At 64.6% G+C, this 13,811-nt stretch carries 17 protein-coding genes; 16 read left to right on the forward strand and 1 reads right to left on the reverse strand.

The genetic code is table 11. The annotated features are described in order from the left end of the window. Window positions 1–30 precede the first annotated feature (30 nt). From R3P93_RS18220 to R3P93_RS18295, 16 genes are all read left to right on the forward strand, one after another. Entirely contained in the window at window positions 31–564 is a 534-nt protein-coding gene (locus R3P93_RS18220; protein ID WP_317533687.1) for a MarR family winged helix-turn-helix transcriptional regulator, read from the forward strand. 196 nt (window positions 565–760) lie between these two features. Then, window positions 761–2,275, forward strand: coding sequence for an aldehyde dehydrogenase (locus R3P93_RS18225; protein WP_317533688.1), 1,515 nt, complete (start codon window positions 761–763; stop codon window positions 2,273–2,275). A gap of 16 nt (window positions 2,276–2,291) precedes the next feature. Continuing rightward, complete coding sequence (locus tag R3P93_RS18230) at window positions 2,292–2,654, forward strand: RidA family protein (RefSeq protein ID WP_317533689.1); 363 nt, start codon at window positions 2,292–2,294, stop codon at window positions 2,652–2,654. Between the two features lie 32 nt (window positions 2,655–2,686). Next, window positions 2,687–3,205 carry a cupin domain-containing protein gene (locus R3P93_RS18235; RefSeq protein ID WP_094741477.1) on the forward strand — a complete coding sequence of 173 codons (519 nt, stop codon included), beginning with the start codon at window positions 2,687–2,689 and terminating at the stop codon, window positions 3,203–3,205. 30 nt (window positions 3,206–3,235) lie between these two features. Next, on the forward strand, window positions 3,236–4,186 hold the full coding sequence (locus R3P93_RS18240) for a PDR/VanB family oxidoreductase (protein WP_317533690.1): 951 nt from the start codon (window positions 3,236–3,238) through the stop codon (window positions 4,184–4,186). Between the two features lie 8 nt (window positions 4,187–4,194). After that, window positions 4,195–5,199 (forward strand): VOC family protein, encoded by a 1,005-nt coding sequence (locus R3P93_RS18245; RefSeq protein ID WP_317533691.1) that lies wholly within the window; start codon window positions 4,195–4,197, stop codon window positions 5,197–5,199. Further along, window positions 5,196–6,005: an alpha/beta fold hydrolase gene (locus R3P93_RS18250; RefSeq protein WP_317533692.1), complete on the forward strand. Its 810-nt coding sequence runs from the start codon at window positions 5,196–5,198 to the stop codon at window positions 6,003–6,005. The genes R3P93_RS18245 and R3P93_RS18250 overlap by 4 nt, the downstream gene beginning before the upstream one ends. Continuing rightward, a complete protein-coding gene (locus R3P93_RS18255; protein ID WP_317533693.1) occupies window positions 6,002–6,736 on the forward strand; it encodes an SDR family oxidoreductase in 735 nt (244 codons plus the stop codon). The genes R3P93_RS18250 and R3P93_RS18255 overlap by 4 nt, the downstream gene beginning before the upstream one ends. Before the next feature lie 11 nt (window positions 6,737–6,747). Beyond that, complete coding sequence (locus R3P93_RS18260; protein WP_317533694.1) at window positions 6,748–7,530, forward strand: SDR family oxidoreductase; 783 nt, start codon at window positions 6,748–6,750, stop codon at window positions 7,528–7,530. Between the two features lie 27 nt (window positions 7,531–7,557). Continuing rightward, window positions 7,558–9,225, forward strand: a complete 1,668-nt coding sequence (locus R3P93_RS18265; RefSeq protein ID WP_317533695.1) for a thiamine pyrophosphate-binding protein — start codon at window positions 7,558–7,560, stop codon at window positions 9,223–9,225. Beyond that, window positions 9,222–9,683 carry an alpha/beta fold hydrolase gene (locus R3P93_RS18270; protein WP_317533696.1) on the forward strand — a complete coding sequence of 154 codons (462 nt, stop codon included), beginning with the start codon at window positions 9,222–9,224 and terminating at the stop codon, window positions 9,681–9,683. Before R3P93_RS18265 ends, R3P93_RS18270 begins: the two co-directional genes overlap by 4 nt. Next, complete coding sequence (locus R3P93_RS18275) at window positions 9,680–9,913, forward strand: recombinase-like helix-turn-helix domain-containing protein (RefSeq protein WP_317533697.1); 234 nt, start codon at window positions 9,680–9,682, stop codon at window positions 9,911–9,913. The genes R3P93_RS18270 and R3P93_RS18275 overlap by 4 nt, the downstream gene beginning before the upstream one ends. 1 nt (window position 9,914) lies before the next feature. Next, window positions 9,915–10,997: a Rieske 2Fe-2S domain-containing protein gene (locus R3P93_RS18280; RefSeq protein ID WP_317533698.1), complete on the forward strand. Its 1,083-nt coding sequence runs from the start codon at window positions 9,915–9,917 to the stop codon at window positions 10,995–10,997. Further along, entirely contained in the window at window positions 10,994–11,326 is a 333-nt protein-coding gene (locus R3P93_RS18285) for a hypothetical protein (RefSeq protein WP_317533699.1), read from the forward strand. The genes R3P93_RS18280 and R3P93_RS18285 overlap by 4 nt, the downstream gene beginning before the upstream one ends. Continuing rightward, the gene (locus R3P93_RS18290; RefSeq protein WP_317533700.1) at window positions 11,323–11,736 is read left to right on the forward strand and encodes a RidA family protein; all 414 of its coding nucleotides are present in this window, start codon (window positions 11,323–11,325) and stop codon (window positions 11,734–11,736) included. Before R3P93_RS18285 ends, R3P93_RS18290 begins: the two co-directional genes overlap by 4 nt. Before the next feature lie 41 nt (window positions 11,737–11,777). Next, a complete protein-coding gene (locus tag R3P93_RS18295; RefSeq protein WP_317533701.1) occupies window positions 11,778–13,031 on the forward strand; it encodes an MFS transporter in 1,254 nt (417 codons plus the stop codon). Window positions 13,032–13,150: 119 nt separating this feature from the next. On the opposite strand, the gene R3P93_RS18300 is transcribed toward R3P93_RS18295, so the two are convergent. Next, entirely contained in the window at window positions 13,151–13,783 is a 633-nt protein-coding gene (locus R3P93_RS18300; protein WP_317533702.1) for an isochorismatase family protein, read from the reverse strand. Between the last annotated feature and the right edge of the window lie 28 nt (window positions 13,784–13,811).

Consider the following 13,811-nt stretch of genomic DNA (forward strand, 5'->3'; position numbering starts at 1 on the left):
GGCCTCGATGTGCCCGGTAGCTTGGGTCGCATGGATGGAGTCGACGTCATCGTGTCGCACTGGGCTGTCGCGCGCCCCGAACTCGACGTATCCGGACTGAAGGTCTTCGGCCGGTTGCACCGAAGCTTTCTGGTCTACAAGACGACTATTGCCGCGACATTCGAGAAGTACGGCATCACCGATTCTGGCTTCGACGTGTTGGCCTGCCTTCGGCGGTCACTGCCGGATCACCGCCTGACTGCCGGCGAACTCGCCGAGCAGACGCTCGTCACCACGGGCGGGCTCTCACTACGGGTGAAGCGATTGGAGGACGCCGGTCTCGTCACCCGCACCCGGGACGCCGTCGACGCGCGGGTCGTCTACGTCGAGATCACCCCCGCCGGTAGTGCTCTCGTCGATGCCGTTGCCGATGAGCACTTCCACAAGCTGAACACCATGCTCGGCGATTTGAACGAAGACGATGTTGCCACTCTCGCATCCTTGCTCGGCCGCCTGGAGCATTCGGCCCGGGCTGTCGAACTCGCGAATGCGCCTTCCGATACACGCGCGGAACCCACCCCGTAGAAAATTCTTTCGGCAGTTAGTGATGCGGGGCACACCACTTGTGACCTGCATCTCTTCCATTTCCGGCGCGTAAATCCTGCGTAACGCCAGTTCGGAATGATGATCCCTGCATTGACGTCTTAGCGCTAAGGCATTAGAACTGTCTTAGCGCAAAGATAATTGCCGTGCCAACGCCTCAGCCGAACGGACTCCTTCGATGACACTCGCTGCACCACACGTCTCAGCAAGCCTCACCGCCGACCTCACCGACGAGATCTACGTCGGCGGCAGCTGGATCCGCGGCGCAGGAGATCCGATCGAGTCGATCGATCCATCGAGCGGCGAAGTGTTCGCCACCCTCCACGCCGCGACGGCCGAAGACGTCGACACCGCAGTCCGCAGTGGTTCCGCCGCGGCGCGGGTCAGCGGTTGGTCCACGATGCTGCTTCACGAGCGTGCCGCGGTTCTGCATCGAATCGGGAACGCGGTGGAAGACAACGCCGGCCGCATCGCGGCAGTGCAGACCCTCGATACCGGTAAGACGCTGACCGAGACCCGAGCGCTGGCCATGAGCGCCGCCAACACGTTTCGCTACATGGCCGCTGCGGTGGAGACCATGGACGGCGCCCTGACCACACCCCGCGGCCCATGGATGACGATGTCCACTCACGAGCCGATGGGCGTGATCGGTGCCATCACACCGTGGAACTCCCCCATCGCGTCCGACGCCCAGAAGATCGCTCCGGCACTGGCCGCGGGCAACGCCGTCGTCGCGAAGCCGCCGGTGTGGGCACCGTGGGTGACGCTGTTGCTGGCCCGGCTGTGCGACGAAGCCGGACTCCCCGCAGGCCTCCTGTCCGTCCTCCCCGGCCCAGGCCGCACCGTCGGCGAAACTCTGGTCCGCCACCCCGGCGTCGCAAAAGTGACATTCACCGGCGGAACCAGCACCGGTCGTCATCTTGCGCATCTCGCAGCCGACAAGTTGATGCCCATCACCTTGGAGCTCGGTGGCAAGTCGCCCACCATCGTCTACGACGACGCCGACATCGAACGCGCACTGCAGGGTGTCCTCTACGGCATCTTCTCTTCGAGCGGACAGAGCTGCATCGCAGGTTCACGTATCTTCCTGCATCGCAACATCTTCGAGAGCTTCACCACCCAACTCGTCGAGCGCGCGCAGCGATTGCGACTTGGACCTGGAACGGACCCGAGTACCGACGTCGCACCGATGATCGCTCTGCGACATCGAGATTCTGTTGCCGACATGGTCGACGCAGCCGTAGCGAACGGTGCGACGGTGTTGTGCGGCGGTGCGATTCCGACCGAGGGCGCACTCGCTGGGGGTGCCTACTACCCGCCGACCGTGTTGACGGACGTGCGGAACTCCGACGCCATCTGCCAGGAGGAGATCTTCGGTCCGGTCGCGGTGGTGCTCCCCTTCGACGACGACCTCGACCTCGTCGAGCAAGCGAACGACAGTGTCTACGGTCTCGCCTGCGGCATCTGGACCGAAGACTACCGACGGGCACTCCGCACAGCGAAGTCCATCGACGCCGGCACCGTGTGGATCAACACGTACAAGCAATTCTCGATCTCCACGCCGTTCACCGGGCTGCGCGACAGCGGGCTCGGCACCGAGAAGGGCCGCGACGCGGTACGGCAGTACTCGAACCAGAAGAGCATCTACCTCGATCTCTCCGATACCCCCTCGACATGGGGCCGGAACCGATAAGCACGAAAGGATCAGCATGACAAGCACATTCACCAGTACATCGGCCCATCCTTACAGTCCCGCCTACAGAGTGGCCGGCTTCGGATTCGTCTCCGGCGCACTGTCCGTCGACACCGAGGGCACCGCGGTCGACGGCATCGAACCGGCCCTCGACGCAGCCGTCGCCAGGATGACCGAACGCCTCGCCACGATCGACATGACGCTCGCCGACGTCGTCAAGACGACCTACTTCGTCACCGACGTCACGACCCGCGATGCGGCGAACAGCCACTACAAGACCGTGTTCGCCGAGCCGCGACCCGCACGCTCTTTCGTCGAGGTCGCCGCCCTCCCCTACGGCGCAACCGTGGAAATCGAAGCCATCGCATACCGACCCTGAAACCCTCCACCATCACTCGAAAGGACCACATCATGACCGCTCCGGAGAAGACCACATCCGACCTCGAGAACCTGATCGATTCGTGCATCGCCAGCAAGGAAACCCGTTTCGAGGACTGGGACACCCTCGGGTTCCAAGCCGCCAAAGGCGGAGATCGCTTCAAGCGCGCGCAGATTCGCTACATCGGTTCGGGCGCAACGGGTAACCACGAGGGCGACTCCCGTTCGCTTCCGTCCGAGCACTTCACGTTCTCCAACATGCGCCTTCCCGCAGGCGCAGTCGGGCCCGAGCACACCCACCACGACGTCGAGGAGGTCTTCTACGTCCTCGAAGGTGAACTCGAGGTCGCTGTCCACGACGTCGAGGACGGCACCAAGAAGGCAGTCCGCCGCCTCGGCTACCGCGATCTGATCCGCGTTCCCGCGGGCGTACCGCGCAGCCTCGCCAACGTCGGCGACACCGACGCGCTGTTCTGCGTCGTCATCGGCGCACCCAAGCCGCAGCTGCCCACCTACCCGCCGAGCTCCGAAATGTTCGGCGTCACTCGCTGACCGAACGAATCTGTACGGAAGGAACTTTCGATGTTCGAGCACACAGCGAGAACTTTGCGCGTGAAGTGCAAGAGCTACGAAGCCGACGGCGTCACCAGTGTCACGCTGGTCGATCCCGACGGCGGCGCGCTGCCGACGTGGGAACCGGGAGCTCACGTGGCTCTGCACCTGCCCGGTGGTCTGACGCGCGAGTACTCGCTGTGCTCGGACCCGAGCGACACCAGCCGTTGGACCGTCGCGGTTCTGCGCGTCGAGAAGTCGCGGGGCGGGAGCCTGCACGTCCACGACAAGCTGTCGGTGGGTGCGCTGATCGAGGTCGACGGCCCCCGTAGCGCATTCGCACTCGACGAGAGCGCGCAGCGGCACGTACTCGTCGCAGGCGGCGTCGGTGTCACACCGATCGTTGCGATGATGCGCCGGCTCGAGCAGACCGGCTGCGAGTGGACGATGCTCTATGCAGGACGCTCTCGCAGGACCATGGCATTCGCCGACGAGATCGCCGCATTCCCCGCCGCCACCATCCATGCCGACGACGAACAGGGCGGGCTACCCGACTTGCCTGCGCTTCTGGGCGGACTTTCGGCCGGAGCAGTTGTCTACTGCTGCGGCCCGGCTCCCCTACTCGATGCCGTCGCCGCCGCCATACCACCGGAGGCAACCCTACGGACGGAACGCTTCGCTGCCCCTGAGGTCGTCGCCCCAGCGGGCGGTGACACCGCATTCGACGTGGTACTGAACCGCACCGGCGAGCGCGTACCAGTCTCCCCTGATCAGTCGGTGCTCGACGCCCTGCTCGACGCCGGGCTCGACCTACCGAGCTCGTGCACCGAAGGCATTTGCGGTACCTGCGAGGTCGGCGTGGTCAAGGGCGATGTCGACCACCGCGACTTCCTTCTCGGCGAGGCCGAGCACGCCGCGAACAAGACCATGTTCCCGTGCGTATCACGTTGCCGTTCATCCGAACTCGTCCTAGACCTCTGAGGAGCCTCATGAACGTGCCCACTCACCGCCAGCCCGTCCTGACCGACACACCCGTCTGCAACCTCCGCAGTCTGCGATCGGTTGCCCTGACCGTGCCGAACCCCGTTGCATCACGCGATTTCTATCACGAGGTGTGGGGGCTGAGCACCGTCGAGGAAGACGGCGACCGCTTCTGGCTGCGCGCCACCGGAACCGATCATCACGTACTCGACCTACAGCGCGGCGATTCGAATGCATTGGGGCGCATCAGCTTTGCCGTCGGTTCGCCTAGGGAAGTGGACGACGCAGCTCGCGCCCTGCACCGGATCGGCGTTCCCGTCCTGCGTGAACCCGGCATGCTCGATCACGCCGGCGGTGGCTACGGGCTCCGGTTGGTCGACCCCGAGGGTCGCATCGTCGAACTGTCCGCCGACACATACGCGGTGCCCGCGCAGGATCCGAACGGCCGCCGGGCAATCCCTCGCAAGATTGCCCACGTCGTCCTCAACACGGTCGATATCGAACGGACTGCAGCGTTCTACACCCAGGTCCTCGGCATGCGGATCTCCGACTGGTCCGAGCGGCAGATGACGTTTCTTCGGTGCAACACCGACCACCATGTCATTGCGCTCAACCAGGCACCCTGGACAGCGCTGAACCATATCGCCTACGAGATGCCGTCCATCGACCATTTCATGCGCGGGATCGGAAGCCTGCGCTCTCACGGCATCTCACCGCAGTGGGGTCCCGGCCGCCACGGCCCCGGCGACAACACCTTCTCCTATTTCACCGACCCCGCCGGCCTGGTCTGCGAGTACACCTCGGAGGTCGAACAGATCGACGAAGATGCATGGCTCTGCCGGACCTGGCGTCGCACGCCCGAACTGTCGGATCAATGGGGCACGGCCGGACCTCCGACCGCCACCGTTCGAGCCGCGATGGCGGGCATCCCGGACCTCGGTGCACGAACACTGTTCGAGCCGAACCACTCCGACTACTTTATCCCGATACCCGAGCTGGTGGATATCTCATGACCATCGGCTCGATGACCGGTTCTACGTTCGTGGGCGGTCTACACGTGGTCCAACACCAGCCGCCCCAGCGAGTCTTCGACCCGGTTGTACTGATTCTGCACGGTATCGGCGGGTCGGCTCGATCGTCTGCGCACGTGGCGTCCGAATTAGCCGACCGCGGCGTTCACGCATGGTGCCTCGACGCCGCCGGTTACGGTGAGTCCGCCGATCCCGGAACAGAGCATGATGCCGTCGCCGACGTCCTCCGCGTTGCCGACGCCATTTCACCGGACCGCCCTCTCGTATTGCTGGGCACCTCGTGGGGCGGGGTGGTCGCCCTTGCAACAGCGCTCGCCCGACCCGAGCGGATCGCCGGCCTCGTCCTCGCCGACAGCACCCGCGGCAGTGGTGCAACCCCCGAAAAAGCCGAATCCATGAGAGCCCGCTCTCGCGATCTGGCAGAGCGAGGAAGCGCAGTGATCGCTGCCGAACGCGCGCCTCGACTTCTCGCCCCCGGGGCCGACCCCAAGATGGTCGAGACGGTGCGAGCCTCGATGTCCGCGTTGCGCCACAGTGGGTTCGCCGCGGCGGCAGAGTTCATGGCATCCACCGACCACGGCCCGCGGCTCGGAGAAGTCACCTGTCCGACACTGGTTCTCGTCGGCAAGCATGACGTGGTGACCGGCGTGAACGAGTCCCACCTACTCGCAGAGTCGATACCCGGAGCGCAGTTCCGTTCGATACCCGATGCAGGACATGTCGCAATCCAAGAACAGCCTGCCGCGGCCGCCGCACTCGTCACCAACTTCCTGGAGCACCTGACATGACCGGAACCATTGTCGTCACCGGTGGCGGCCGCGGACTCGGCCGATCCATCGCCGAACGACTCTGCCGCGACGGCAACCGAGTGATCATCGCCGAACGAAACCCCGACACGGCCCACGAGTGCGCAGAAGCCCTGCGCAGCAACGGATACGATGCCGAGGCCGTGGTCACCGACATCGGTGACAGTGACTCCGTCCGCGCCCTCGCAGAGCGCGTGAGTGCTGAGCACGTGACCGGCCTGGTCAACAACGCCGCGATCGCAGACGGTGTTGGCGGCAGGACATTCTTCGAACTCGACGAGTCCGAGTTCGAGCGTGTCACGTCCGTCAACATTCGCGGTACCTGGGCGGTGTCGAAGTACCTGTGGCCCGCCATCGAGAAGTCGACAGGCGCGATCGTCAACATCGCATCCGATGTCGCGATGTACGGTTCGCCGCGCTTGGTGCACTACGTCTCGTCCAAGGCTGCGGTGATCGGCATGACCAGATCGATGGCACGGGATGCCGGCGACTTCGGTGTACGGGTGAATGCTGTTGCGCCCGGACTCATCCGGGTGGAGGCGACCGAGAGCGTTCCCGACATCCGCTACCGCACGTACACCGAAGGCCGAGCCTTGAACCGCGAACAGACTCCCGAGGACGTCGCCGGCGTCGTCCGTTTCCTCCTGTCCGACGACGCAGCGTTCGTCACCGGACAAACCATCGTCGTCGACGGCGGCTTCATCTTCCGCTGAGGAGCACACCCATGGACCTGCAGTTGAAAGACCGACGAATACTGATCACCGGTGCCAGCTCGGGCATCGGTCTCGCGACGGCAACGATGCTCGCGGGTGAGGGAGCACGGCTTGCCCTGTGCGCCCGCGACGAGGATCGGCTGCGCGAGACGACTTCGGAGCTGGCGGCCAGTACCGACGTGTTCACTTTCTCGTGCGACGTGACGGACAGACAGTCGGTCGAGAACTTCGTCTCTCACGCTGTCGACAGCCTCGGCGGCCTCGACGGCGTGGTCTGCAACGCAGGCCGATCGCTGATGAGCGCGATCGACCAGACAACCGACGACCAGATCCGAGAAGAGTTCGATCTCAAGATCTTCGGAGCGCTCAACGTAGTCCGGGCGGCGAAGAAGGCACTGGCGTCGTCGGATTCGGGGGCGATCGTCGTCGTCAACGCGATCCTCTCCCGCCAGCCGGAATCGCGGCTGGCGATCACCGCCGCCGCGCGTGCCGGTCTGCTCAACCTCTCCCGCTCTCTCGCACAGGATCTGGCTGCGGACAATATCCGCGTCAATTCCGTCCTGCTCGGACTTGTCGACACCGGACAGTGGCAGCGCCGTTACACCGACAGCGACTCCGCGCTCGATTTCGACGAGTGGAGCGCCGAGATCGCTGCGGATCGAGGAATAGGCCTCGGCCGCTTCGGCACCGCGGACGAGCTCGCTTTCCCCATCACCACGCTCCTGTCGCCGCGCAGTAGCTACATCACCGGCGCATCCCTCGACGTCGGCGGCGGCGTCCACCGCTACGTCTAGCGACCCGAACATTCTCAGGAGAGAGACATGACAGAAAAATCAGGCGTCCGACGCACGGGCGGTGACGTGCTCGTCGACGTGATGCGACGCCACGGCGTCACCACCGCGTTCGGCGTCATCAGCATCCACAATCTCCCTCTCGTCGAAGCCGTCGACCGTGATCTCGAGTTCGTCGAGATGCGCCACGAAGCAGCTGCGGTCAACGCCGCCGACGCGTACGCCCGGGCCACGGGCGGCATCGGCGTCGCGCTGACGAGCACCGGAACGGGCGCGGGCAACGCAGCAGGGTCGATGATCGAGGCGCTGACCGCCGGGAGCCGGGTTCTGCACATCACCGGTCAGATCGAGACCGAATTCCTGGCACCGAATCGGCCGGCACCGAGCCGTGGAGTCATCCACGAATTCCCGAAGCAGCCGCAACTGCTCGATGCAGTGTCGGTGCATAGTGCGACAATCAACGACGTCAAAGACGTTGCGGTAGAGCTCGAGACCGCGATTCGCCGTATTCGATCGGCACCGACGGGCCCTGCCAGCATCGAGTGGCCCAGCGATCTGCAGTATCTGGCGACCCCCGAGAAACAACGCCCGTTCGAGATGACCGACGTTCCTGTGCCGGTTGCCGACGCGGACACGATCGCGCGTGGAGTCGAGCTGATCGACGCGGCGAAGGCTCCCCTGTTCTGGCTCGGAGGCGGAGCAGCAGGCGCAGGCCCGGAACTCACCGAGCTCGCACATCGAGTCGGAGCCGGCATCCTCACCAGCAACTCCGGCCGCGGCATCGTGCCCGAGACCGACCCACTCGTCATCGGCAACTTCGCTACGACACCACAGGGGCGCGCGCTGCTTGCCGACTCCGACCTTCTCATTGCCGTCGGCACCCATTTTCGGTCCAACGAGACCGCGTCGTACAGCTTGTCATTGCCTGACAACATCATTCAGATCGATGTCGAGGCGTCCACTATCGGCCGGGTCTACCCTGCCACCGTCGGAATCGTTGGAGATGCCCGGTCCGTTCTGACATCTCTCGCTGACCGCGTTGCCGCACAGCCAGGTTGGACGGCGCGCGTCGCCGAGGTCCGTGAGGCCGTACGCAGTGATCTGACCGAGTACATCGGCGGTTACGCCGACATCTGCGCGGCGATGCGCACAATCCTGCCCGACCGCTCGCCGATCGCCCGCGATGTCACCATCCCGTCCAGCCAGTGGGGTAACCGTCTGCTGCCGATACACGAGCGCGAGACCAACATCTTCCCGCTGGGCGGCGGCATCGGCCAAGGCCTGGCGATGGGCATCGGCGCAGCTCACGGCAGACGTGATGTGCCCACGTTGGTCATGGTCGGCGACGGCGGACTCGCGGTGCACCTGGGTGAGCTGGCCTCACTCGCGGGTTCGAGCGCGCACGTCATCGTGGTCGTGTTCAACGACGGTGGCTACGGCGTTCTTCGGAACATGCAGGAGGCAAACGGGTTTCGGCGATCCGGTGTCGACCTGCACACTCCGCGCTTCGACCTGCTCGCGGCGTCGCTGGACATCCCGCACCGGCTGATCCAACGCGTCGAGACGTTCGCCGACGCGTTGACCGATGCGATAGGACGCACCGGGCCGAGCATCATCGAGGTGGACGTCGCCTCGGTAGAACCCACACCAGGGCCCTTCGTCCCGCCCGTTCACGTGCCGAGCGAGGCCCAACGATGAGCGCCGTTGCAGCTGTGAGGTGGTGGGACGACGATGCCCAGATGGCCGTCGCTGCAGCCGTTCCGACACATGTGTTCGCAGCGGGCACCGACGCTCACGCCGCCATCGAGCTTGCCGTCGCGCACCCGGAGACCGTGCTGAGCCTGATTCTCGCCGACCCGACATTCGACATCGAGCAGCATGCGTACCTGCTTGCGTCGGTGACGGTTCCGACGCTCGTCATCGCGTCGGCGCCGGAGCCCACTACCGATCTGACCATCCCACAACGGCTCGCCGGAGACATCGAGAACGCAGTGTTCGTCGTCATCGACGATTCGGCCAACCCCGTCCACACCTGTAAACGAGAGTCGTTCCACGAGTGGACGTCCTCCTTCGTCACCATCGCCGAAGGTCTGGCGCTCCGTTCCGGAACAGCACTCACCCCGCCCACTCCCCTCGCCGAAGGAGCGTTCCGATGATCACTCGCACAGCCCGCGAGCCGTATCTGGAAACACACCAGACCCACCCGCAGCCGATCACGCCGTACGAGCGCAAGCTCGCCGGCTCGCTGAGCGAGATCTACTCCGGCGGAGTCGACACCCTGGACGGCGTCGTCTCCGGCCTGAACGACCTCGGCCTGCACGGGCCGGACGGCGGTCCGTGGACCGCCGACAACTTCCGCGCCGAGATGCGCAGATTGGGGAAATGAGATGACCACCACCGAAGCTCGTCCGACCGGTCGCCGCTCCGGCCCGACCTACGCCGTCGGAACCCGACGGCACCTGGACGCCCAGGACATCGCGGCCACCGGTATCCGCGACCGCTGGTACCCGATCCTGCCGTCGCACATGGTCGAAGCGGGTGCGATGGTGCCCGTTCGCCGCCTCGACGTCGACTGGGTGCTGTTCCGGGACGCGCAGGGAACCGTCCGCATGCTCGAAGACCGCTGCCCACACCGCAGCGCTCCACTGTCGGTCGGTCAGCACCTCGGCGACCGCATCGCATGCATGTATCACGGCGTGCAAGTGGATGGAACCGGAACCGTCGTGTCCGTTCCCGGCATGCCCGGTTGCGCGTTGGAGGGCCGACGAGCCACCGTCAGTCTCGAGGTCGTTGAGGCCGCCGACACCATCTTCGCGTTCGTACCGTTGACCAACGACTCGGTCCCGACGCCGTTCGTACTCCCCGATCGCTTGGCCGACCCCGAGGTGTCGTGGTTCCCCAACTACGCCGAATGGGCCGGGCCGTGGCGGTTCTACATGGACAACGTCCTGGATCCTATGCACGGCGCGTTCCTGCACCGAGACTCGCATTCGATGTTCGGCGGCGACGTTTCTGCGCGATTCCGTATCCGCGAGACCGATCGCGGCTTCTTCTTCGAGAAGACCGACCAACGAGGAGTGAACTTCGACTGGGTCGAATTCGTCCGTGGGTCGATGGATTTCGTCGACCTCGAGATCCCTTACGGACCCGGTGCCGGGCCCGGCGGCGTCTTCGGCATTGTCGGCATGAGTACACCGATCGACCGCGAGAACTCGGCGATATTCCACTGGCGCACCCGGCGGGTCAGTGACTGGGAGCGCGAATCCTGGCGGTTCCTGTACCGCACGGTTCTCGAGGAGAAGCACTGGCAAGTGCTCGAGCAGGACCGCGCGGTGTTGGAAGTGCTTGCGTCGGACGCCGACAGCGAAGAGCACCTTTATCAGCACGATCTGGGTGTCGCGCGCATCAGGCGGCTGTATCGCGCCGACGCGCTCGCCCAGGCAGAAAAGCTCTCGAGCGTCAACGCATGAACGAGAACGACTTGATGTTGACGGTCCTGCTGCGGCACGACCAGACGCAGAATTTGGAGCAGCTGCAGGGACGACTGGACGGCAACGACTGGTGGCACGAGTTTCCACCCGAGGGCTGCGAGGTCGTGTCGTGGTTAGTCGCGATGGGAATCGGACAGATCGTCACCCTACGGTTGCCGGCCCATCGACTCTCCAGCGTCAACGTCGAACTCGAACGCCGGGCGTGGGGCACATTCACCACGGAGTTCTATCCGACCTACGACTTCGTGCCCGTCCGCGAACGCCTCACCCGTGAATCCGACGAACGCCGCAAGGCTTTCTCGGCATGACACGGGTAACCCACCCGGACGTGGCCGAACCACCTCGACCCGGGATGTTCAGCAACGCCCGCGTCGTGGGTGATCAGTTCTTCATTTCCGGCATGCACGCCGGCACATCGTCGGGTCCGGTCGGAGGACCGGACCCCTACCTTCAGGCCGTCGAGGCGTTCCGACGCATCGGAGCCCTCGCCGGGGCCTGCGGCGCACGCATCGACGACATAGTGACCCTGCGGATCTACCTCACCGACATGGCCGACAAAGCCGCCGTCGGCCGGGCACGCGGCGACGTGTTCAGCGGTGACCTTCCCTGTTCGACCCTCGTCGAGGTGTCGGCACTTGTCGAGCCAGAACTCAGCGTCGAGATCGAGGCTCACGGTTTCATCCCCGGCGTCCGCACCGCGGACGCTCGAATCAGCTGATTCGGCGTATCCAGCGTCGACCTACACATCGAGGACGCATAATGAGCGGACCGACCATGACACGAACTCACGCCCCGGACATAACCCGACCCAACTGGTCGGTGTTGACGCTGGCCTTCATCGCCGTCGTGCTCGACGGCTACGACACCATCGCACTGGGATTGTCCGTACCTGCCCTCTCTGCAGAGTGGGGCGTGGCACCGTCGCACTTCACCCCCGCGCTGGCATTGACCAGTCTCGGTGTGGCTTTCGGCTACATCGCAGTGGGACGACTCACCGCACGCTTCGGTTGCCGCAACGTCATCTTGGTGGCGGTTGCGGTTTTCACAGTGGGTTCACTGCTCACAGCGTGGGCCGGGTCGATCGTCGAACTCACTGCTCTGCGATTCGTCACCGGCCTCGGACTCGGTGCAGTCATGCCCGCTGCAGTAGCCCAGACGACGGCACTCAACCCGGCACGTTTCCGGCAGTCGATCGCAGTATTCGTGACCATGGGCATCTCGCTCGGTGCGTTGATTGCGGGTGTCGCCGGTAGCCAGCTCGTACGTAACTTCGGCTGGCCCTCGGTCTTCATCGCCGGTGCCATCGCATCGGCAATCTTGTTCCCGTTCCTGTGGTTCAAGCTTCCCGACGAGCGCACGGTCATCGGAGACGTCCCCGTCGCCGATGCCAAGCACAGCGCATCCGTCGCTCGTCTCTTCGACCCCGAGGTCCGCACACGGACGCTGTTGCTGTGGGTCTTCTCGTTCCTCGTGTTCTCGGTTTTCTACATCTTCTCCTCGTGGTTGCCGACTTTGCTCACCAGCTACGGCTTCAGCACCGGACTCGCACCATTGGGCTCGGCGGCGCTCGGCGTCGGTAGCATCATCGGCGCAGGAATTCTGATCGTCTGTGCCACGAAGTTCAGGATGACCTCCGTCCTCGCCGGCACCACCGCTGCGGCCATTGTCTTCCTGGTCATCTCGGCATTCCTCGGACCGGACAAAGCCCTCCTGCTGATCGTGTTCGGTGGCGTCGGCCTCGGTCTTCAGGCGGGAATGATCGGCCAGGCGGCCGTCGCTGTCTCGATCTACCCCCAACGCACCGCCGCGACGGGTGTCGGATGGACGTCGTCGATGGGACGGCTGGGATCGGTCGTCGGACCCATCGTCGGCGGTGCACTCATCGGTCTCGGCACGTCGACGAGCACTATCGTGTTGCTCGCGTGCATCCCGGTACTCGGCGCGCTTCTCGTTGTCGTGGCCCTCGGCAGAGTTCGTGTGGCACACCGAGCAGACGAGCAAGTCGGGGCGTGAGCCCGGATCGGAAGCCATGAAAGACCGATCGCCATCGAGCCCGGGGACCGAGAGGCCCCGGGCTCGATGGCGCGAAGCCTGTATGTTGTTGTCCGGCTGAGCGTCTCGAGCAATTGGCGTCAGGCCACCGCGTCGTTGCCCTGAGCTGCCGAGACCACCAGGTTGTTTGCGGTCAGCTCGTTTCCGTTCTTGACTGCGTCGATCCACTGATCTGTCGACGCGACCGCCGCGAAGTTCGACTGCAGCAGCACCATCAACGCCTTGTGCAGTTGCTCCGCCGAGACGGTGCCTGCCTCGTTCGAGAGATTGATCGCGCCGGTGGCGTCGGACAGAATTTCGACGGTCAGATCCAGAACCTCGGCGTCGGCGCTGGATGCGAGGTCGCAGTTGTTCGTCATGTATCCGACGATCGTGACGGTATCGATATTTTTGCCCTGCAACCACTTCGCGACACCGGTTCCGGCGAACACGCTGCTGTACTTCTTCTCGACTCGCTCGAACGAGGGTTGTACGAGCGCCTGAATATCGGGGTGCAACTCGTACGTCGAGGTGCCCTTCACGAACGCCGGAGCACCGTCGGGCATCTCGTGCTGCACGATCGCCACGGGAAGATCCTGCGCCACAGCGGCTTCGATCGCCCGGACGATGTTGGCCAACGACTGGTCACGAGGCGGGTACTGAATCTTCAGCACGCCCTCGAAGTACTCCTGCTGGACGTCGATGACGATCAATGCTCTGCGTGGTGCGGTCATGGTGTTCTCCTTCGACTGGCGATCTCGG

Source organism: Rhodococcus cerastii, assembly GCF_033042195.1.
In the GTDB taxonomy this organism is placed as follows: Bacteria; Actinomycetota; Actinomycetes; order Mycobacteriales; family Mycobacteriaceae; genus Rhodococcoides.

Bases quoted from the DNA above. Each gene is read 5' to 3' on its own strand.
- R3P93_RS18245 (WP_317533691.1), top strand. From the start codon at position 4,195: ATGAACGTGCCCACTCACCGCCAGCCCGTCCTGACCGACACACCCGTC.
- R3P93_RS18285 (WP_317533699.1), top strand. From the start codon at position 10,994: ATGAACGAGAACGACTTGATGTTGACGGTCCTGCTGCGGCACGACCAG.
- R3P93_RS18275 (WP_317533697.1), top strand. From the start codon at position 9,680: ATGATCACTCGCACAGCCCGCGAGCCGTATCTGGAAACACACCAGACC.
- R3P93_RS18250 (WP_317533692.1), top strand. From the start codon at position 5,196: ATGACCATCGGCTCGATGACCGGTTCTACGTTCGTGGGCGGTCTACAC.
- R3P93_RS18240 (WP_317533690.1), top strand. From the start codon at position 3,236: ATGTTCGAGCACACAGCGAGAACTTTGCGCGTGAAGTGCAAGAGCTAC.
- R3P93_RS18220 (WP_317533687.1), top strand. From the start codon at position 31: ATGGATGGAGTCGACGTCATCGTGTCGCACTGGGCTGTCGCGCGCCCC.
- R3P93_RS18260 (WP_317533694.1), top strand. From the start codon at position 6,748: ATGGACCTGCAGTTGAAAGACCGACGAATACTGATCACCGGTGCCAGC.
- R3P93_RS18290 (WP_317533700.1), top strand. From the start codon at position 11,323: ATGACACGGGTAACCCACCCGGACGTGGCCGAACCACCTCGACCCGGG.
- R3P93_RS18295 (WP_317533701.1), top strand. From the start codon at position 11,778: ATGAGCGGACCGACCATGACACGAACTCACGCCCCGGACATAACCCGA.
- R3P93_RS18280 (WP_317533698.1), top strand. From the start codon at position 9,915: ATGACCACCACCGAAGCTCGTCCGACCGGTCGCCGCTCCGGCCCGACC.
- R3P93_RS18225 (WP_317533688.1), top strand. From the start codon at position 761: ATGACACTCGCTGCACCACACGTCTCAGCAAGCCTCACCGCCGACCTC.
- R3P93_RS18300 (WP_317533702.1), bottom strand. From the start codon at position 13,783: ATGACCGCACCACGCAGAGCATTGATCGTCATCGACGTCCAGCAGGAG.
- R3P93_RS18270 (WP_317533696.1), top strand. From the start codon at position 9,222: ATGAGCGCCGTTGCAGCTGTGAGGTGGTGGGACGACGATGCCCAGATG.
- R3P93_RS18265 (WP_317533695.1), top strand. From the start codon at position 7,558: ATGACAGAAAAATCAGGCGTCCGACGCACGGGCGGTGACGTGCTCGTC.
- R3P93_RS18230 (WP_317533689.1), top strand. From the start codon at position 2,292: ATGACAAGCACATTCACCAGTACATCGGCCCATCCTTACAGTCCCGCC.
- R3P93_RS18255 (WP_317533693.1), top strand. From the start codon at position 6,002: ATGACCGGAACCATTGTCGTCACCGGTGGCGGCCGCGGACTCGGCCGA.
- R3P93_RS18235 (WP_094741477.1), top strand. From the start codon at position 2,687: ATGACCGCTCCGGAGAAGACCACATCCGACCTCGAGAACCTGATCGAT.